The following is a 19,610-nucleotide window of genomic DNA, read 5'->3' as shown; positions in this document are numbered from 1 at the left end:
GCCGCCCGGACCGTCTCAGCCGAGCCGGTCCGCCTCCCGCAGCAGGTTGTCCGCCCGGACCGTGAGGCTTCGTGACGTGCCGAACACCGGCTCGGGCCCCCGGGCACGGTCGTCCCCCCGCGCCGCCGCGTCCAGGATCGCCTTCATCTGCGTCGCCAGTGCGTCACGCTCCCGCAGGATCCGGCTGAGCGCCGCCTCCGTCGCCTGGTAGCGGGCGTCGTCGGTCGCGGAGCCGCTCGCCAGCGCGGCCGAGTCCGCCTTCAGCGTGAGGGTGGCGAGCGGGCCGACCGACGAGTTGATCGCGTGGTAGGCGGACGCCAGCCCCTGCGTCGCCACGAGCGCCGGGCTCGGGTGCGAGAGCAGCTCGGAGATCACCCGGCCGTCGCTGGTGTAGGCGTCGTGCAGGCCGGCGAGATACATCAGGGTGGGACGCAGGTCCACCTCCTCGACCCAGGTGCCCACCGTGCTCGCCTCCGGCACGGTCCGGGTGGAGTTCGGGTCGTGCGCCTGGTTGCCGTCGGCCGGCGCCGGGCCGTCCAGACCCTTCGCCGCGACGCCGGGCCCGACCAGGCCGGCCCACGTGATGTCGATGTTCGGCGAGTAGTAGCCGTGGTCGTAGGCGTAGCTCGGGTTGATGCTGACCGCCGGTCCGGAGGTGGAGAAGTAGTAGTCCGGCACGGGGAACAACGAGTAGGTCGGCGTGCGCAGCGTGTCGGCGGTCTGCATGTGCAGGATCCGCTGCTCCACGGCGCCGGCCTGGTACGTGACGATCTTCTGACCGGTCGCACCGCTGTACGGGTTGTCCGCCGTCATCGCGGCGGTGTCCCGCTGCAGCTGCCGGACGGCCGGCGCGGAGGGCGACGGGCGGCCGTCGACGTAGATCGACGCACCCTGCGGCTCGATCTGGAACGGCGTGCCGGCGCTGGCGGTCGTCGAGAGCAGGGCCTTGATGTTGGTCTGCAGCTCGCCGATCTGACCCGCTGCGTACGTGCACGGGACAGTGACGCCGTCGCACCCGGCGGGCGTCGGGACCGTCGCGCGCCCCACGTTGGCGCCGGCGAACTGGTCGTTCTCCTCCGAGCTGATCAGGAACAGCGTGTTGTCCTTGGTGATGCCGTCCTTGGTCAGCCTGTCGAAGAACTTCGCGAACGCCGCGTCGTACGCCTTGGCGTTGGCCACGTAGCAGGCGTCACCCGGTCCGACGGGCTTGCCGGCAGCCGTCGCGGTCGCGGTGGTGCAGCCGGTGGTCCCCGGCTTCCGCTCGTGCAGGTCCGAGATGTAGCCGTAGGTGACCGGGACGCCCGCCTCGAGCATGTCGGCCATGTAGGCCAGCGACTGGGTGGCCGTCGGGTTGAAGCCGGGGAACCCCGGCGTGTGGGAGTACTGGTTGATCAGGGCGTTGCCGTCCAGGTCGGTCAGACGGCCCTGCGAGTCCGTGACGGGGTAGCCGTGGCTGGTCAGGTTCGCCGTGCCCCCACCGAGCACCGGCGCCACGTACTTGTGGCCGAACAGCGCGCTGAAGCCGGCGTACCCGCCGGGCTCGGTCGGCAGCGAGTCGGCGACGGCGCTCGGGGACGGTGCCGTCTGGCCGTACTTCACGGCCGTCGCGTCCGCGCACAGGCGGTCGCCCGCTGCGCAGTGCAGGGCGACGCCGACGTAGTCCGCCGTCTCCTGGTTCTTGTAGCTGTCGGGGTTCGCGGTGAACTGCGCGACCTCGGGCGAACCGGCACCGAAGACCGTCGGCAGGTCCAGCTTGGTGTTCTCCAGGACCATGTTCGCCGTCGAGAAGTCGCCGACGGAGCAGCCGGCCTTGGTGAACGCCGCCCACGGGGCGGGTGTCTGCCGGCTGGTGCCGGTCGAGCCCGGGGTGTCGGAGTACACCATCGTCGGAGTGGTGTCGTGGCCCGGCGACGGGGTCGCAGCCGTGTCGTACACGGGGCTGGTCCAGTAGGCGAAGGAGCCCGCCGGGTCACTGCTGCCGTCCGGGTTGTACGTCCGGTACGAGTTGGTCACCGGCTGCCCGTGGCGGTCCCCGTACAGACCGGTGTAGATCGACAACGAGTCGTCGGCCGTGTGGGCGATCAGGGGGGTGTGCACGTTCGACATCAGCGTGCCGTTGCCCTGCAGGAAGGCCATCAGGTGCGGCATCTGCTCGAGGTCCGAGGGGACGTCCGGGTTGTCCCGCGCCAGGTGCACGTTGTCGAAGACCAGGCTCACGACGTGCTTCACGCCGTTGCCCAGGTCGCAGCCCGACGCGACGGCGGGGCGCCGCTCGTCGGCCGGGGCGGGCGGTGCCGCCGACGCCGAGGTGACCGGCGCGACGAGCGCCAGCCCAGCGGCCGCCGCCATGGCGGCCGAGACGATCCGATGCTTCGAGACGCGAGTCACAGGTGTCTCCTCATCCAGCAAGAGGGGCCGTTACTGCACACGACGCCGCCCACGGTCGCACCGAAACGGGGAGAAGTGAACAGGCGGGAGGTGAACACCTGGCGGCGCGCGGGCGGCACGGCCGCCGGCGCGGTGGGCGACGTGCCCCCGAGCTCACCGGGAGACCACGAAGGGCCTGGACCGGCACGTGGCGCGGTTCAGGCCCTTGATGGTCGCTGTCTCAACGAGTGTCCGGAGGGGGACTTGAACCCCCACGCCCTATACGGGCACTAGCACCTCAAGCTAGCGCGTCTGCCATTCCGCCACCCGGACAGGTGGACACCTCGAGCGCTCGGCGCCCGGGTGCGGCGGTAAAGATAGCACGGAGCGTCTGCCGCCCCCGCATCCGGCCGGCGGTGCAGACTTGCGGCATCGCCGCCGGTCGCGCAGAGCGTCGGCGCACCTCCAGGGGGGTTCATGACGGACAGCACGAGCACCGGCGACCGAGGGCCGCGGATCGCGCCGTCCCAGGTCAACCCCGTTGCGCGGCGCGTCGCGGGAGGCCGGCACAACCCGCACGTCACGGGTGACGACGAGACCGCGCCGCGCTGGCTGCAGAAGGCCGCCGGGGTGTCGTGGCGGCTGCTCGTGCTCGTCGCGGCCATCGCCGTCGTGTTCTTCGCGACCTCCAAGGTGCAGCTCGTGTTCATCGCGCTGTTCCTGGCCTTCGTGTTCACCGCGGTGCTGCGGCCGCTGGTCAGCGCGATGTCGCGCATCATGCCGCGCGGCCTGGCGACGGCGCTCTCGCTGCTGACGGGCATCCTGGTGTTCGTCGGGATGCTGACGTACGTCGTGTACTCCGTCGCCAACCAGTGGCAGCAGCTGTCGAAGCAGTTCGGCACCGGCATCCAGCAGATCATCGACTTCCTGCAGAGCGGCCGGCTGCCGTTCCAGGTCACCAACGCGCAGACCGCGGCGTGGATCGACCAAGGGGTCAAGTGGGTGCAGGACCACGCCGGACAGCTGGCGGGGCAGGCGGCGGCCAGCGCCACGTCGGTGGTCGAGGTGTTCACCGCGCTGGCCCTGGCGATCTTCTGCTCGATCTTCTTCCTGGCGCGCGGCACGGACATGTGGACCTGGTTCCTCAACCAGCTGCCGGCCCGGGTGCGCGAGAGCTGGCAGACCGCCGGCGGGGCCGGCTGGTACACCTTCTCGGGGTACACCCGGGGCACCGTGATCATCGCCCTGGTGGACGGGCTGCTCGCCTTCATCCTGCTGACCGTGGTGCAGGTGCCGCTCGCGGCGCCCCTGGCCGTGCTGGTGCTGATGGGCGCGTTCATCCCGCTGATCGGGGCGCCGACGGCCATGGCGGTGGCGATGATCGTCGCGCTGGCTGCGCTCGGTCCCATCCAGGCCGGCATCGTCGGCCTGGGCATCGCCGGCATCGGTCAGTTCGAGGGCCACGTGCTCCAGCCGCTGGTGATGGGCAAGCAGGTGTCGCTGCACCCGGTGGCGGTCGCGATCGCCGTCGCGACCGGCACGCTGTCGGCCGGCATCCTCGGTGCCGTGATCGCCGTGCCGCTCGTGGCGGTGAGCTGGGCGGTGTTCAGCAAGCTGCGCACGATGGACCCGCCGATGGTCGACGAGGCGGAGGCCGAGGCCGAGGCGCATCCGGTGGAGCAGGCGGAGCACATCGACGACGACGAGGCGATCAAGGAGCAGTAGCACCACGGGTCGGCGGCTGCCCTGCACCGAGCCGACGATGGTGGTGACCGCACCGCCGGCGCCCGCTCACCGGAAGTCCCGGGACGCCGTTCGCACCCGTAGCGACAGGGGGCTCAGGTGCTCCGCGACCAGGTTGGTCGCCTCGTCGGCCCGCTCCAGCCGACCGCGCACGACGAGCGCCTTCGACGTCCTCGCGGCACGGCGGAACCGCTGCCACAGCCCCGCCGAGCAGATGACGTTGAGCAGCCCGGTCTCGTCCTCCAGAGACAGGAACGTCACCCCGCCCGCGGTGCCCGGCCGCTGCCGGTGGGTCACCACGCCGGCGACCGCCACGCGTCCCGTCGGCACCGGGTCGCGGTACACCTGCTCCACCCGCAGCACCCCGGCCGCGTCCAGGCCCTCACGGACGAACTGCGTCGGGTACGAGTCCACCGAGACGCCGGTGGCCCACACGTCGGCGGTCGCCACCTCGACCGCCTCCAGCCCGGGCAGCATCGGCGCCGTCACGCCCACGCTGACCCCGGGCAGGGTGTCCGGGCCCTCCTGGGCCAGCGCGCCGGCCGCCCAGAGCCCCTCCCGACGGGTGGTCCCGAGACTCTCGAGGGCGCCCGCGGTCGCCAGCGCCTCCAGCTGGGCGGTGCTGAGCCGGACCCGACGGACCAGGTCGCGCAGGTCGGCGAACGGACCGTTCGCCGACCGCTCGGCGACCAGCGCCTCGGCCACCTCGGTACCGACCGACCGCACGGACGCCAGGCCGAGGCGGACGGCCAACGAGCGGTCGGCACCGATCCGCTCCCCCACGGGCGCCATCGCGTCGGTGCCGCTCGGCCGCGGCACCAGCGGCGGCTCACCCTCGGCAGGCGTGGGTCCGATCCGTTCCACCACGGCGAGCGCGGCCGATGCCTGCACGTCCGGCCGCAGCACCTGCAGGCCGTGCCGGCGCGCGTCCGCCACCAGGCTCTGCGGTGAGTAGAAGCCCATCGGCTGCGCCGCGAGGAGACCCGCGTAGAACGCGGCCGGGTGGTACATCTTCAGCCACGCGCTGGCGTACACCAGGAAGGCGAACGAGTACGCGTGCGACTCCGGGAAGCCGAAGTCGGCGAAGGCCTTGAGCTTGTCGAAGATCTGCTCACCCGTCCCGCGGTCGATCCCTCGTTCGGCCATGCCGTCCAGCAGCCGGGCGTGCAGCGCCTCCATCCGCTCCATCGACCGCTTCGACCCCATCGCGCGCCGCAGCTGGTCCGCCTCCGCAGCGCTGAAGCCGGCGGCGTCGATGGCCATCTGCATCAGCTGCTCCTGGAACAGCGGCACGCCCAGCGTCTTGGCCAGCGCCGGTTCCAGCAGCGGGTGCAGGTAGTCGACCTTCTGCCGGCCGCGGGCTCGTTCGATGTAGGGATGCACCGACCCGCCCTGGATGGGTCCGGGGCGGATCAGGGCGACCTCGACGACGATGTCGTAGAAGCTCTTCGGCGCCAGCCGCGGCAGCGTGGCCATCTGGGCCCGGGACTCCACCTGGAACACCCCGACGGTGTCCGCTGCGGACAGCAGGCGGTACACGCCCGGGTCCTCGTGCGGCAGCCCGTGCAGGTCGAGCTCGACCCCCTCGTGCACCCGCACCTGGGTGAACGCCAGCCGCAGGGCGGTCAGCATCCCCAGGCCGAGCAGGTCGAACTTCACCAGACCGGCGTCCGCACAGTCCTCCTTGTCCCACTGCAGCACGGTGCGCCCCTCCATCCGCGCCCACTCCACGGGGCACACCTCGATCACCGGGCGGTCGCACATCACCATGCCGCCCGAGTGGATGCCGAGGTGCCGGGGCAGTCGCAGGAACCGCTCGGCCAGGTCGATCACCTGGTCGGGGATCTCCTCCTGCTCCGCGGCCGACGGTGGCCGCTGCGCCGGGACCACGTCGTGGCCGTCCGCCGTCACCGTCCCGGCGACCGCCTCGGCCGCCACCGGCTGCGACCGCGACAGGGTCCACCACGGGCTCGGCGCCTGCGGTCCGCGCAGGCTCCCCCAGCGTTCGATCGACGTGCTCCAGGCGTCCTGCTGACCGACGTCGTACCCCAGCGCGCGGGCCGCGTCACGCACCGCCGAGCGCGGCCGGTAGGAGATGACGTTGGCCACCTGGGCGGCGTGCGTGCGCCCGTGCATGGCGTAGACGTGCTGGATCACCTCCTCACGACGCGCCGACTCGATGTCCACGTCGATGTCCGGCGGACCGTCCCGCTCGGGAGCAAGGAACCGCTCGAACAGCAGCCCGTGCCGCACCGCGTCCACGGCGGTGATCCGCAGCGCGTAGCAGACCGCGGAGTTGGCGGCCGACCCTCTGCCCTGCGCGAGGATCCCGTTGCGGTGGCAGAAGTCGACCAGCTCGTAGACGACGAGGAAGTAGCCCGGGAACCCGAGGTCCTCGATCACGCGCAGCTCGTGCTCCAGCTGGGCGTAGGCGCCCGGCACCCGCTCCGCCTCGGGCGGCCCGTACAGCTCCGCGGCCCCGCGGCGCACCAGCTCACGCAGCCAGCTCGCCTCCGTGTGACCGGGCGGCACCGGGTACGGCGGCAGCTTCGGGGCGACCAGGGACAGGTCGAACGCGCACTCGGCGGCCAGTGCCGCGGCCGTCGGCACCGCGGCGGGGTGCCGACGGTGCAGCACGGCCATCTCTGCCGCGGACCGCAGGTACGCGGCGGGTGCACCGGGCAGCCAGCCGTCCAGGTCGTCCAGCGACGAGCGCGCCCGCACCGCGGCCAGTGCGGCGGCGAGGTCACCGTCGCGCGGTGCGGCGTAGTGCACCCCGCCGGTGGCGACCAGCGGCAGGCCGGCGTCGGCCGCGAGCCCCGCCAGGGCGTCGGCGCGGTCGTCGTCGTACGCGTCGTGGGCCGCGGTGACCTCGACAGCGACGTTGTCACGTCCGAACAGCGCCACCAGCCGGTCGAGCTCGGCACGGGCCGCCGCCGGTCCCCCCGGCGCCACCCCGGTCACCCCGGACGGGTCTCCTCCGGACAGGGCCCGCCGTACCGCACCCTTGCGACAGCCGGTGAGCACCAGCCACTGCCCGTCCGCCACGGCCGCCAGCTCCTCGAGCCGGTGGTCGGCGGCACCCTTGACCCCGGTGCGCAGGTGCGCCTCGGCGATCGCCCGGGACAGCGCCCGGTAGCCGCCCGGACCCCGGGCGAGCACCAGCAGATGGGTGGATCGGGGGTCCGGCACACCGGTCGGCGGGTCGAGCACCGGTCGGCCGGGGGTGGCACGGGTGCGCTCGCGCGGGTGGCGGCGACCGTCCGGTGCCGGCAGGTGCAGCTCGGCGCCGAACACGGTCGGCAGCCCGACGGCGCGGGCCGCCTGGGAGAACCGCACCACGCCGTACAGGCCGTCGTGGTCGGTGAGCGCCAGCGCGGTCAGCCCGAGCCGGGCCGCCTCGGCGGCCAGCTCCTCCGGCTGGCTGGCGCCGTCCAGGAAGCTGAACGCCGAGTGGGCGTGCAGCTCGGCGTACCGCTCAGTCATACGTCGCCTCGCACACCCAGCCGTCCCCCGCACCGGCGAGGAGCAGCGCCCGGCCGTCGTCGAGCGTCACCTGCAGGTGGACGCGCACCTGCGCAGGACGGTCCGGGTGCTGCCACCACCGCTCGGTGAGCATCCACGGCCCCGCCCAGCCGACCACCGTCCCGGCGCCGTCGGTCGGCCAGTGCACCCGAGCGGGTGGCCCGCTCATCCGGGCCCGGTCGTCTATCCGCACCTCCAGACCGGCAGGGTCGGCGAGCCGCACGGGCACCGGCTCCGCCGGCACGCTGGCCGGAGCCGGCTCGGGCAACCTGCCCGGCCACGGCAGGTCCGCTGCCCGGTGCGGGACGGTGTGCTCGCCCCAGGGCTGCAGGTAGACCTGCTCCCGCACGTCCCGGCCGCCCTGCAGCACCCCCGTGAGCACCCCGCTGCCGCCCACCAGGGACTGCGCCCGGTCCAGCGCCCGGTGAGCGCGCAGGTCGCCGCCGGAGGGACCACCCCACAGCCGCCCCTGCTCGGCACCGGCAGCGGCGACGTCCAGCGCGGTGAGGGTCAGCCGGACCAGACCCACGGGTCGGTCGTCGTCCGTCCCTGGCAGGTCCGGCGCCGGTTCGTCGTCGCGCCGCCTGTCCGACCATGACCGCCCGTGCACCTGGCTGCCAGGCTCAGCGAGGCCGTCGAGCACCGTGCCCGGCCGGCCGCGGTACCGGTCCCGGGCGTGGTCACGTGCTGTCGCGACGGCGGTGGCGGTCAGCCAGCCGTCCAGCTGCCAGCGCACCCGGTCGGTGATGCGCGCCGGCGTCAGCCCGCCCCATCCGCCGAGATCGGTGCGCCAGGTCCGCACCAGGTCGACACCCTCGTCGGTGCGTGCGGCGATCTGCAGCCGTCCGCAGCTGACGCCACGCCTGACCAGGTCCTCGTGCAGCTGCTCCGCCAGCCGTCGGCCGGCGAACGCCGCCGCGTCCACCCGGTGCAGCGGGGGGTCCAGCTCGGCGCTGACCTCGAGGTCCGGCTCGGGCCGGTGCCGCACCGGCGGTCGCTCGTCCGAGCCTCGTGCCAGCAGGTGCGCCCAGCTGCCGAGCCGGCCGAACCGCGCGTGCACCGCCGCCGCGGGCAACGCCGCCAGCTCACCGAGCGTGCGCAGCCCCAACCGGTGCAGCAGGTCCACCAGCTCGCCGACCGCAGCCGCCTGCTCGTCGGTGACGGCGGCGTGCACCAGCTCACCCACCCCGTGCGCCGCGAGGAACACCGGCGAGGCACCGGGCTCCACCACGGCCCCGGTGCGGGCGGCGAGCACGGCGGCGAGCAGCCCGTCGGCGGTGCCGACGCCGCACTCGTACCCGGTGGCAGCCGCCACGGCGTCGACCAGCCGGGCCGCCAGCACGTCCTCCGAGCCGTGGTAGCGGCTGGCCCCACCGGCCGGCAGCAGCAGCAGTCCCGGCCGGGCCACCTCGACGCCGGCGACCACGGTCTGCGCCGCTGCGGCCACGGGCTCGAACAGCCGCACGTCACGCGCGTCGTCCGCGGGCAGCAGCACCAGCTCGGGGCAGCATCCCTGCGCCTGGCGACGACGCATGCCGCGTCGCACACCCTCCTCACGTGCCAGTGCGGACACGGCGGTCACCGCCCGCCCGTCGTGCACGGCGACGGGCACGTGCCCGGGCACCTGCGCGACCGCGGCGGCTGCCACCACCGGCCAGTCCGGCACCCACACGACCGTCGTCCGGGTGCTCATCCGACCAGCCTCAGGTCGGTCCGCTCCTCGGTGCCGGCACCCGCAGGAACCAGGGCCGGGCTGCGCACCGGCACCGGCCCGTCCGGATCGGGCGCGCCCAGCGGCAGCACCACGTCAAGCGAGCGCGGCACCGCGGCCCCACCACGTCCGGAGCGCTGCACCCGCAGCCGGTGCGAGCGCAGCCGACCCTCGCCGGCCCCGACACCCGTCCAGCCGAGCTCGCGCACGGAGAGCACGGTGCTCGCACCCGGCCAGGCACAGGTGGGCAGCAGCACGGTGCCGCGCTCCCGGGCGCGAGCGGACAGCTGCCGCCGCTCGGTGTCGGTGAGCACCGCCGCCGCTCCTACGACCACCACGTCGATCCCGTCGAGCAGCGCTGCCACCACCGTCGCCGCCTGTGCTCCCGGGTCCGGCACCATCGCGAGACGCGCGAGGTCCACCCCCGCCTGCGCGGCAGCGAGCAGCCCCAGGTCCGGCCGTCCCACCGCAGCCGCCCACGCCCCGTGCCGGCAGGCGTGCGCCAGCATCGTCAGCACCAGGGAGGTCGACCCCGTCACCACCGTGGTGTCGCCGCGGCGCAGGCCGCCGGGGAGCACCGGCGCCAGCTCTGCAGGAACGTCCATCGGTGGCCGCTCGCTGGTGAGCAGCGAGGCCGTCGGCTGCACGGGACGGCCCTCGTCGTCGGCCGCGACCCCGCCGACGACGCCGCCACCGATGCCGAGCACGCTGCGTGCACCGGTGCGGAGCTCCGCCCTCGCCAGCGCGGCGCGGGCCCGAGCCGCCCGCTCCTCGCGATCCAGGGCGACTGGCATGTCAGAATTCCTCCTCCCGACCGCGTGCAGCGCTGCAGCCGGTCATGCGTTCGAACGTGTGTTCGAACAGCACCAGTACACGCCGTCCCGACCCGGGTGTCAATCCGCCTGCTCAGCCCTGTGGACACCCGCCGCCCGGGCGCCGTGCCACCGAGCGGACCGCCGCCGGACCGGCCACGATGGGACCCGTGGCACTCTCCCTGAACCGCCCCGTCGCACCCGATCCCTACGCCCTCCTGCCCCAGGTCCCGGCGTTCACGCTGCGCTCGGACGACGTCGCCGACGGCGCCCGCCTGCCCGACGCCGCGACCAACACCCCTCGTGGCGACAACGTCTCGCCGCAGCTGAGCTGGTCCGGCTTCCCACCGGAGACCGTCGCCTTCGCCGTCAGCTGTTTCGACCCCGACGCCCCCGGCGTCGCCGGTTGGTGGCACTGGACCGTGCTCGGCGTGCCGGCGAACGTCACGTCACTCGACCGCGGCGCGGGCCGTCCCGACGGCCACGGCCTCCCCTCCGGCGCGATCCAGCTGCGCGGTGACGACGGCGTCCCCGGGTACGTCGGCGCCGCTCCCCCACCCGGTGACCACGTGCACCGCTACTACTTCGTCGTGCACGCGCTGGACACCGCCGACCTCGGCCTCGCGGCCGACACCCCGCCCGGTGCCGCCAGCTGCGCGCTCGTGTTCCACACGATCGCCCGTGCCGTCCTGGTCGGCACCTACCAGCGCTGAACCGGGCGGCTACCCTCCCGCCATGGCTCCCGTCTCCCTCACCTGGCTGCGCGCCCTGGACCGTCCCGACCTGCTCGCACCGTCGACGGCCGCGGCCCTCACGTCCTGGGCGTCGACGCGTCCTGAGGTCGCCGACGAGGTCCGGGTCGCCGAGATCGACCCCGACCTGGCGGACACCGCCGCCATGACCGAGGCGTACGGCCTGCCGCTGTCCGCGTCGGTGAACTGCGTGCTGGTGGCCGGACGCCGTGCCGGCGACGAGCGCATCGCGGCCGCGGCCGTGCGCGCCACCACCCGGGCCGACGTGAACAACGCGGTGAAGCGGCTGCTCGACGTCCGCAAGGCCTCGTTCCTCCCGATGGACCGGGCGGTGGCCGACTCCGGGATGGAGTACGGCGGCATCACGCCTCTCGGCCTGCCGCCCGAGTACCGCGTGCTCGTCGACGCGTCCGTGCAGCAGCCGCACCCGGACAGCGGGGAGCCGGTGATCATCGGCAGCGGTCTGCGTCGCTCGAAGCTGCTGCTCCCGGGCGCGCTGCTGGCGTCCGCTCCCGGCGTCGAGGTGGTCGACGGGCTCGCGCTCGCCTGAACCGCTACGCAGGACGCCCGACGCGCGTCGCCCAGAACGCCACGGCCGCCGCGGCCGCGACGTTCAAGGAGTCCACCCCACCCGCCATCGGGATCCGCACCACCAGGTCGCACGCCGCGACGGTGCGCGCCTTCAACCCGTCACCCTCGGCACCGAGCACCATCGCGAGCCGGTCCGGGGGGTCCGCCACCAGCTCGTCGAGGCTGATGGCGGAGTCGTCCAGCGCCAGGGCGGCGGTGACGAAGCCGGCGGTGCGCAACGCGGCGACACCCTCCGGCCACGGGTCGACCCGCGTCCACGGCACCTGGAACACCGTCCCCATCGACACCCGCACCGAGCGTCGGTACAGCGGGTCGGCGCACCGCGGGGTGACCAGCACGGCGTCGACCCCCAGCGCGGCGGCCGAGCGGAACGCCGCACCGACGTTGGTGTGGTCGACGATGTCCTCGAGCACCGCCACCCGCCGCGCACCCGCCACCACGTCGTCCACGGGCGGCAACGGCGGGCGGTGCATCGCGGCGAGCGCCCCCCGGTGCACGTGGAAGCCGGTGATCGCCTCCAGCACGGGCTCGGCGGCGACGTACACCGGCACCGGGGCATCCCCGGCACCGGGCGCCTCCGCGAGCATCCGCTCGACCTCCGGCACCCACCGGGGCGCGGCCAGCACCGAGCGCGGCCGGTGCCCGGCGGCGAGCGCCCGGGCCAGCACCGTGGAGCTCTCCGCGATGTACAGCCCCTTGGCAGGCTCGTGCCGGGAGCGCAGCGCGACGTCGGTCAAGGAGACGTAGTCGGCCAGCCGTGGATCGGCGGGGTCCTCGACGGTCAGCAGCTCCGGGTGCAGCACACCGTGATCCTGTCAGCCCTCGGCCCGGCGCAGCGCACGCCCGCCCAGCGCTGCGGCGGCCGCACCGGCGCAGGCCAGGAGCGGGACGACGACGAATGCCGTGTGCATGCCGAAGGTGTCGGCCAGCGCACCGAGCAGTAGTGGGGCGACCCCGATCGCGGCGCCCCCCGCGAGGGTGGCGTAGCCCTGCACCCGGTCACCGTGGCCCGGCGACGCACCGAGCATCAACGCGATCGACAGCGGGTACTGCGCTCCGTACCCGAGCCCCGCCAGCACCAGTCCCGCCATCGCGACCGCGGTCGACGTCGTGCTCCACACCACGGCCCAGCCCGCGATCGCCACCAGGAATGCACCGGTCAGCAACACCGCCGGCCGCATCCGCAGGGACAGGGGTCCGACGACGAACCTGGTCGCCGTCATGCCCGCGACGAGGCCGGCGGTCGCCGCGGTCGCGATGCCGGCGCGGGCGCCGGTGCGGTCGATCAGCAGAGCGGTGGCCCAGTAGGTCGTCGCGTTCTCGATGGCGATGGCCGCAACCAGGGAGACGATGAACAGCATCGCGGCCGCCGCGGGGCGGTAGCGCACGTGCGGGACGGCGCTCGGCGGCAGCACCGCCGAGCTCGGCAGCACGGCCGGCTCGTCGTGGGTCAGCAGCGCGGTCTCCTCGTCGAGCTCCCCGGCCTCCGCTCCGACCGTCACCGGGACCGGCGCGGCGAGCGGGAGAACCGGTCCGTCCGACGACGGCGCCCTGGACCGTGAACCGCGCGTGCTGAGCGCGGCTGAGCTCGGCAACCGGAGCACGAAGGCGGCTCCCACCAGGGCGATTCCGGCGGTGACCAGCACGGCCGGCCGCCATCCCCAGCCGGCCGCGACCGCGGCACCGACGGCGAGCGGACCGAACAGCCCCACCCCGGAGCCCACACCGTTCGCCTCGGTGATCGCCGCCGTCGCCACCCGTCCGTGCCGCAGGGCCAGACCCACCTGGCTCGACGCGATCAGCACGTTGCCGCCGGTCGCCAGGACCAGCATCGCCAGCAGCGTCCACACCAGCGCCGGTCCCAGCACCAGGCCGACGACGCCGACGGCCACGGTCACCCCGGCCGCCACGACGGCGGTGCGCCGCCCCCACCACTGGACGGAGCGCGGTGCCAGCACGGCGGCGACCAGGCCGCCGAGCGCCATCGCGGTGCCGTGGAGCCCGGCCTGCGCCGAGCTGAGCCCGCGCTCGTGCGCCAGCAGCGGCACGCTCGGGTTGAAGCTGTACAGCAGCCAGCCCCACGTGACGAACGAGCCGTAGAGCGTGAGGGTCAGGCGGTCGCGACGCAGGCGAGGGACCGTCCCGTCCTCAGATCGAAACGATGCGACCGCCACGCAGGCAGCCTAGTGCCCCGCGCCCCGGCGCCCACATCCCTGGTGACTCGCGAGAGGGGGTCCGGTCCGCCGACCGGGCCCCCTCTCACCGCGCCGCCAGGGCGACGGTGTCAGTCGACCGGGCTCGTCGCCGCCGCGAACTGGCTGGCGTACAGCCGGGCGTAGGCACCGTCCGCCGCGAGGAGCTCCTCGTGGCTGCCCTGCTCGACGATCGCGCCGTGCTCCATCACCAGGATCAGGTCGGCGTCGCGGATGGTCGACAGCCGGTGCGCGATGACGAACGACGTCCGGCCCTGCCGCAGCGCGTTCATCGCGTGCTGCACCAGCACCTCCGTGCGGGTGTCCACCGAGCTCGTCGCCTCGTCGAGGATCAGGATCGTCGGGTCGGACAGGAACGCCCGCGCGATGGTCAGCAGCTGCTTCTCACCGGCGGAGACCGTGCCGCCCTCGTCGTCGATCGTCGTCGCGTAGCCGTCGGGCAAGGTCCGCACGAACCGGTCGACGTGCGTGGCCGCCGCCGCCTCCACCACCTGCTCGTGCGTCGCGGAGTCCACGCCGTAGCCGATGTTGTCCTCGATGGTGCCCTCGTAGAGCCAGGTGTCCTGCAGCACCATGCCCATCTGCGAGCGCAGCTCGTCCCGCGTCAGCGTCCGGGTGTCCACGCCGTCGAGCGTGATCCGCCCGCCGTCCACCTCGTAGAACCGCATCAGCAGGTTGACCAGCGTCGTCTTGCCGGCGCCCGTCGGGCCGACGATCGCGATCGTCTGACCCGGCTCCGCCACCAGGGACAGGTCGTCGATCAGCGGCGTCTCCGGGTCGTACCGGAAGGACACGTGCTCGAAGGCCACCCGGCCGCGCACCGGCGCCGGCAGCGTGGCCGCCGGTAGCGGGTCCGGACCCTGCTCCGGCGCGTCGAGCAGCTCGAACACCCGCTCGGCCGACGCGACGCCGGACTGCAGCAGGTTCGCCATCGACGCGATCTGCGTGATCGGCTGGCTGAACTGCCGGCTGTACTGGATGAACGCCTGGACGTCGCCCAGCGTCATAGCGCCGGACGTGATCCGCAGCGCGCCCACCACGGCCACCAGCAGGTAGTTGAGGTTCGCGACGAACCCGAGGGCCGGCTGGATGATCCCGGAGATGAACTGCGCGCGGAACGAGGAGTCGAACAGCTTGCGGTTGCGGTCCTCGAACGTCGCGGCCGCCTCCTTCTGCCGGCCGAACACCGTCACCAGCGCGTGGCCGGTGAACATCTCCTCGATGTGGGCGTTCAGCTCGCCGGTCCACCGCCACTGCTGGATGAACTGCGGCTTGGACCGCGCCGCGATCGCACCGGCGATGCCGATGGTCAGCGGGATGGTGACCAGCGCGATCAGGGTCAGCTGCCACGAGATGGTCAGCATCATCACCAGCACGCCGACCACCGTGAGCACCGAGGTGATCAGCTGCGACAGCGTCTGCTGCATCGTCTGCGCGACGTTGTCGATGTCGTTGGTCACCCGGGACAGCAGCTCGCCGCGCGGCTGCTTGTCGAAGTAGGACAGCGGCAGCCGTGACAGCTTCGACTCCACGTCGGCGCGCATCCGCAGCACCGTGTTCTGCACGATCCGTGCGGTCAGCCGGCCCTGCACCCAGCCGAACAGGAACGACGCGACGTAGACCGCCATGACGACGACGAGGATCTTGCCCAGCCTGGTGAAGTCGACGCCCTGGCCCGGCACGACGTGCGTCATCGCCTGCAGCATGTCCGCGACCTTGCCCTGCCCCTGCGCACGCAGGGCGGCGACGGCCTGCTCCTTGCTCACCCCGGCGGGCAGACGGCGTCCGACGAGCCCCTCGAAGATCACGTTGGTCGCGCGGCCCAGCAGCTTGGGGCCCGCGACGGCGGCCGCGACGGACAGCACGCCGAGCACGATCACACCGGTAAGCCGCACCCGCTCGGGCCCGAGCCGGCGCGCGAGCCGCTTCGCCGAGCTGCCGAAGTCCTTCGACTTCTCCCCCGGCATGCCCATCCCCATCGGGCCGTGCCCGCCCATCGGCCCGCGCCGCGGCGGTGCCACGGGCGCCCGGCCCTGCGTCTGCCCGCTCACGCCGCCTCCTCCACGCTCAGCTGGGAGTACACGATCTCCTGGTAGGTCGGGTTGCCCTCCAGCAGCTCGGAGTGCGTCCCGACGCCCACGACGCGTCCTTCGTCCATGACGACGATCCGGTCCGCGTTGCGGATGGTGGCCACGCGCTGCGCGACCACGAGCACGGTGGCGTCCTGCGTCTCCGGTACGAGCGCCGTCCGCAGTGCGGCGTCCGTCGCGTAGTCGAGGGCGGAGAACGAGTCGTCGAACAGGTAGATGCCCGGTCGCCGCACCAGGGCCCTGGCGATCGCGAGCCGTTGTCGCTGGCCGCCGGACACGTTGGTGCCGCCCTGGGCGATCGGCGCGTCCAGACCACCCTCGAGCGCCTCGACGAAGTCGCGCGCCTGGGCCACCTCGAGGGCGTGCCAGAGGGCGTCGTCGTCGGCGTCCGGCGTGCCGAACTGCAGGTTGGAGCGCACCGTGCCGGAGAACAGGTAGGGCTTCTGCGGCACCAGGCCGATCTGCCCCCACAGCTGGTCGGCCGCGAGGTCGCGCACGTCGACCCCACCGATCAGCACGCGGCCACCCGTGACGTCGTACAGCCGCGGCACCAGGTTGAGCAGCGTCGTCTTGCCCGAGCCGGTCGACCCGATGATCGCCGTCGTCTGCCCGGGCTCCGCGACCAGGTCGACGCCTTGGAGCACCGCGTCCTCCGCGCCCGGGTAGCGGAACTCCACGTCCCGCAGCTCCAGCCGCCGTCCGACGACGCCGCTCGGCAGCGGGACGGGCACCAGCGGCGGCACCACGGTCGTCGGGGTGTCGACCACCTCGGCGATCCGCTCGGCGGAGACCATCGCCCTGGGGATCATGACGAACATGAACGAGCTCATCATGACCGCCATCAGGATGAACATGATGTAGGTGATGAAGGCGGTCAGGGCGCCGATCTGCATGTCGCCCGCATCGATCCGCCGCGCGCCGAACCACTGCACCGACACGGTGGTCGCGTTCATCACGAACATCACCACGGGGAACATCAGCGCCATCAGCAGGCCGGTGCGCAGCGAGGCCTCGAACAGGTTGGTGTTGGCCACGTCGAACCGCTCCGCCTCGCGGCGCTCGCGGACGAACGCCCGGATCACCCGGACACCGGCCAGCTGCTCCCGCATCACGCGGTTGATCGCGTCGATCCGGCCCTGCATCTGCCGGAAGTACGGCACCATCCGGCTGACGATCAGCGCGACGATGACGACGAGCACGGGCACCACCACGAGCAGGACCCCGGACAGCACCACGTCCTGCCGCAGAGCCATGATCACGCCGCCGACCAGCATGATCGGCGCCATCAGCATGAGCGTGAACGACATCAGCACCACCATCTGCACCTGCTGCACGTCGTTGGTGGTGCGGGTGATCAGCGTCGGGGCGCCGAACTTGCCCATCTCCTGCTGCGAGAAGGACTGCACCTGGGCGAACAGCCGCCCGCGCAGGTCCCGGCCGAGCGCCATCGCGGTCCGGGCGCCGTAGTACACCGCACCGATCGAGCACACGACCTGGGCGAGGCTGACGGCGACCATGATCACGCCGAGCCGCCAGATCTCGTGGGTGTCACCCTTGGCGACGCCGTTGTCGATGATGTCGGCGTTCAGCGAGGGCAGGTAGAGCGTGGCGACCACCTGGGCCACCTGGAGCAGCAGCACCGCGACGGCCGCGCCCCGGTAGGGACGCAGGTGCTCGCGGAGCAGTCGGATCAACATGCAGGACTCCCCCTGGGTGTGGGCTGTGCCGTGCGGGCTGGGTCGTGGTGCGGTGCGGCGCCGATCAGCGCCGAGGAGCGGGCTCCGGGCGGTCCGCGGGACCGAGGATCCCGTTGAGGACGAAGCCCACGAGCGCGGGGGCGGACACCGGTTCGACGTGCTGGCCGGTTCGGGCGGCGCCCGCGGTCCGGGCGGCCGCTCCGATCAGCGCGATCTCGAGCAGGTCGGCGGCCATGGGGACCGGTTGCGCGAGGCGGTCGGCGTCGGGCTCCAGCATCGTCTGCAGGCGGCGGCGGAAGCCGGCCGCGAACTCACCCTGCCGCCGTGCCCAGTCGCGATGGGCGTGCTGGTCACCGTGCTGGTCGGCAGAGTCCTTGCGGAGCTGGTGCAGCACCGTCATCCAGAGCATGACGTCCTGCATCCGTCGCAGCCAGGCCGAGACAAGCAGCGCCAGCCGGTCCTCCAGCGGTGTGGAGACGTCCATCCCGTCCATCAGCTCGAACAGGTCGGACGGGTCGACGGCGGAGCCGACCGCGTCGCGCACCAGCGACGCCTTGTCGTCGAAGACGCGGAACAGCGTGCCCTCGGCGACGCCGGCCGCCTCCGCCAGCTCGCGGGTGGTCACGTCCGCACCGCGCTCACGCACCACGGGCAGCACCGCGCGCAGGATCGCCCGACGCCGCTCGTCCGGCGGCAGCGGCGCGGCGCGTCCGCCCTTGGCGCGTGCCTGTGCCACGGCGGTGTCCGGGGTCGCGATCACAACGAGCAGGCTAAATGAGTGAGCACTCACTCAGCAACTTCTCAGGTGCCGGACGGTGCGTCCGCCGCCGCCGCGACGTGGTGGCGCCTACGACTCGGTGGCGTCCCCCGTGCCCGGGGGCACCTCGGTAGCCGGCGGCTCGTCCGGGGCCGGCCCGACGGGCGCCGCACCGGACGCGCTCGGTGGGACCAGCGGAGCGGGTGCGCCGGTGACGGCACCGCCCGGGCGCTGACCCGCCTCGGCGGTGGGGTCGAAGGGCAGGCCGGACAGCGTCCCCGCACCGGTGGCGTCGGCGGTCGCCGCTGCCGACTCCCGCCGCGCCTCGGCAAGAGCCTCCTTGGGATCGGGCAGCGACACGGGCGGCAGCTCGGAGGCGAACGGCGAGGAGCCGGACGTGGGCGCCGACGGCTCCGCACCCTCGGCGAGCGGCTCCACGGGGCCGCCGAACGCCCGGGACAGCGCACCCAGCGCGCCCGACAGCTCGGCGGGGAGGAACCACATCGTGTTCGAGGGGCTCGCCGCCACCTTCGGCAGCACCTGCAGGTACTGGTAGGCCAGCAGCTTGGGATCCGCGTCGCCACGGTGCACCGCGTCGAACACCTGGAGGATCGCGCGCGCGTCGCCCTCGGCCCGCAGGATCGTCGCCTGCGCCTCACCCTCGGCCCGCAGGATCGCCGCCTGCTTCTCACCTTCGGCGGTCAGCACCTTGGACTGCTTGACACCCTCGGCGGTCAGGATCGTGGCGCGCCGGTCACGCTCCGCACGCATCTGCTGCTCCATCGAGCCCTGCACGGACGCCGGCGGGTCGATCGCCTTGAGCTCGACCCGGTTGACCTTGATTCCCCACCGGCCCGTCGCCTCGTCGAGAACGCCGTTCAGCCGGCCGTTGATCTGGTCGCGGCTGGTCAGCGTCTGCTCGAGGTCCATCGAGCCGATCACGTTGCGCAGCGTGGTCACCGTCAGCTGCTCGATGCCGCGGATGTAGTCCGCGATCTCGTACACCGCGTCCTTCGGCGACGTCACCTGGAAGTAGATGACGGTGTCGATGCCGACCACGAGGTTGTCGGAGGTGATCACGGGCTGGGGCGGGAAGGTCACCACCTGCTCACGCAGGTCGACGGCGGCCCGGACGCGGTCGACGAACGGGATCAGCAGGTGCAGCCCGGGGTCGAGCGTCCGCGAGTACCGCCCGAGCCGCTCGATGATGAGCGACGACGCCTGCGGCACGATCCGTACGGCGCGGAACAGGGCGGTGATGACGAAGATCGCCACCAGTGCTGCGACCGCGATGGCCACGGCCTGGCCGAAGTCCGTGCCGTTCATGGGTCCTCCTGGGTCGAACGAGCAGT

General features: G+C 73.2%; 13 protein-coding genes and 1 tRNA gene. 3 read left to right on the top strand and 11 right to left on the bottom strand.

Going from position 1 to position 19,610, the window contains the following annotated elements; all coding sequences use genetic code 11:
• Nucleotides 1-15: 15 nt before the first annotated feature.
• The gene (locus N0B34_RS05870; protein ID WP_263730377.1) at nt 16-2,388 is read right to left on the bottom strand and encodes an alkaline phosphatase family protein; all 2,373 of its coding nucleotides are present in this window, start codon (nt 2,386-2,388) and stop codon (nt 16-18) included.
• Nucleotides 2,389-2,616: 228 nt separating this feature from the next.
• Nucleotides 2,617-2,700: transfer RNA gene (locus N0B34_RS05865), tRNA-Leu, on the bottom strand.
• 144 nt (nt 2,701-2,844) lie between these two features.
• On the opposite strand from N0B34_RS05865, the gene N0B34_RS05860 reads away from it, so the two are divergent.
• Complete coding sequence (locus N0B34_RS05860) at nt 2,845-4,092, top strand: AI-2E family transporter (protein WP_263730376.1); 1,248 nt, start codon at nt 2,845-2,847, stop codon at nt 4,090-4,092.
• 66 nt (nt 4,093-4,158) lie between these two features.
• Here the strand turns inward: N0B34_RS05860 and dnaE are convergent, their stop codons facing one another.
• The 3 genes from dnaE to N0B34_RS05845 are packed head-to-tail and all read right to left on the bottom strand — an operon-like array spanning nt 4,159 to nt 10,140.
• The gene (dnaE, locus tag N0B34_RS05855) at nt 4,159-7,596 is read right to left on the bottom strand and encodes a DNA polymerase III subunit alpha (protein ID WP_263730375.1); all 3,438 of its coding nucleotides are present in this window, start codon (nt 7,594-7,596) and stop codon (nt 4,159-4,161) included.
• Complete coding sequence (locus N0B34_RS05850) at nt 7,589-9,328, bottom strand: DNA polymerase Y family protein (protein ID WP_263730374.1); 1,740 nt, start codon at nt 9,326-9,328, stop codon at nt 7,589-7,591. The genes dnaE and N0B34_RS05850 overlap by 8 nt, the downstream gene beginning before the upstream one ends.
• Nucleotides 9,325-10,140 carry a hypothetical protein gene (locus N0B34_RS05845; RefSeq protein ID WP_263730373.1) on the bottom strand — a complete coding sequence of 272 codons (816 nt, stop codon included), beginning with the start codon at nt 10,138-10,140 and terminating at the stop codon, nt 9,325-9,327. Before N0B34_RS05845 ends, N0B34_RS05850 begins: the two co-directional genes overlap by 4 nt.
• A 188-nt stretch (nt 10,141-10,328) precedes the next feature.
• Between N0B34_RS05845 and N0B34_RS05840 the strand changes: the two genes are divergently transcribed.
• Both N0B34_RS05840 and N0B34_RS05835 read left to right on the top strand, forming a co-directional pair.
• Nucleotides 10,329-10,871 (top strand): YbhB/YbcL family Raf kinase inhibitor-like protein, encoded by a 543-nt coding sequence (locus N0B34_RS05840; protein WP_263730372.1) that lies wholly within the window; start codon nt 10,329-10,331, stop codon nt 10,869-10,871.
• A gap of 22 nt (nt 10,872-10,893) precedes the next feature.
• Nucleotides 10,894-11,460: a YbaK/EbsC family protein gene (locus N0B34_RS05835; protein ID WP_263730371.1), complete on the top strand. Its 567-nt coding sequence runs from the start codon at nt 10,894-10,896 to the stop codon at nt 11,458-11,460.
• Nucleotides 11,461-11,464: 4 nt separating this feature from the next.
• Here the strand turns inward: N0B34_RS05835 and N0B34_RS05830 are convergent, their stop codons facing one another.
• The 6 genes from N0B34_RS05830 to N0B34_RS05805 form a co-directional block, all read right to left on the bottom strand.
• Nucleotides 11,465-12,304, bottom strand: coding sequence for a TrmH family RNA methyltransferase (locus N0B34_RS05830; RefSeq protein WP_263730370.1), 840 nt, complete (start codon nt 12,302-12,304; stop codon nt 11,465-11,467).
• Between the two features lie 12 nt (nt 12,305-12,316).
• Nucleotides 12,317-13,675 (bottom strand): MFS transporter, encoded by a 1,359-nt coding sequence (locus N0B34_RS05825; protein ID WP_263730369.1) that lies wholly within the window; start codon nt 13,673-13,675, stop codon nt 12,317-12,319.
• Between the two features lie 110 nt (nt 13,676-13,785).
• Nucleotides 13,786-15,711, bottom strand: coding sequence for an ABC transporter ATP-binding protein (locus tag N0B34_RS05820; RefSeq protein ID WP_263730500.1), 1,926 nt, complete (start codon nt 15,709-15,711; stop codon nt 13,786-13,788).
• A gap of 50 nt (nt 15,712-15,761) precedes the next feature.
• A complete protein-coding gene (locus tag N0B34_RS05815; protein ID WP_263730368.1) occupies nt 15,762-17,501 on the bottom strand; it encodes an ABC transporter ATP-binding protein in 1,740 nt (579 codons plus the stop codon).
• A gap of 64 nt (nt 17,502-17,565) precedes the next feature.
• Entirely contained in the window at nt 17,566-18,261 is a 696-nt protein-coding gene (locus N0B34_RS05810; protein ID WP_263730367.1) for a TetR/AcrR family transcriptional regulator, read from the bottom strand.
• 87 nt (nt 18,262-18,348) lie between these two features.
• Complete coding sequence (locus N0B34_RS05805; protein WP_263730366.1) at nt 18,349-19,584, bottom strand: SPFH domain-containing protein; 1,236 nt, start codon at nt 19,582-19,584, stop codon at nt 18,349-18,351.
• Between the last annotated feature and the right edge of the window lie 26 nt (nt 19,585-19,610).

It is taken from the genome of Cellulomonas sp. SG140 (genome assembly GCF_025770785.1).
GTDB lineage: Bacteria > Actinomycetota > Actinomycetes > Actinomycetales > Cellulomonadaceae > Cellulomonas.
This window is presented reverse-complemented; position numbering and strand designations above follow the sequence as displayed.

What these genes read in the sequence shown, in the direction of transcription:
- N0B34_RS05860 (WP_263730376.1), top strand. Translation starts at nt 2,845, where the DNA reads ATGACGGACAGCACGAGCACCGGCGACCGAGGGCCGCGGATCGCGCCG.
- dnaE (WP_263730375.1), bottom strand. Translation starts at nt 7,596, where the DNA reads ATGACTGAGCGGTACGCCGAGCTGCACGCCCACTCGGCGTTCAGCTTC.
- N0B34_RS05850 (WP_263730374.1), bottom strand. Translation starts at nt 9,328, where the DNA reads ATGAGCACCCGGACGACGGTCGTGTGGGTGCCGGACTGGCCGGTGGTG.
- N0B34_RS05845 (WP_263730373.1), bottom strand. Translation starts at nt 10,140, where the DNA reads ATGCCAGTCGCCCTGGATCGCGAGGAGCGGGCGGCTCGGGCCCGCGCC.
- N0B34_RS05835 (WP_263730371.1), top strand. Translation starts at nt 10,894, where the DNA reads ATGGCTCCCGTCTCCCTCACCTGGCTGCGCGCCCTGGACCGTCCCGAC.
- N0B34_RS05820 (WP_263730500.1), bottom strand. Translation starts at nt 15,711, where the DNA reads ATGGGCGGGCACGGCCCGATGGGGATGGGCATGCCGGGGGAGAAGTCG.
- N0B34_RS05815 (WP_263730368.1), bottom strand. Translation starts at nt 17,501, where the DNA reads ATGTTGATCCGACTGCTCCGCGAGCACCTGCGTCCCTACCGGGGCGCG.
- N0B34_RS05805 (WP_263730366.1), bottom strand. Translation starts at nt 19,584, where the DNA reads ATGAACGGCACGGACTTCGGCCAGGCCGTGGCCATCGCGGTCGCAGCA.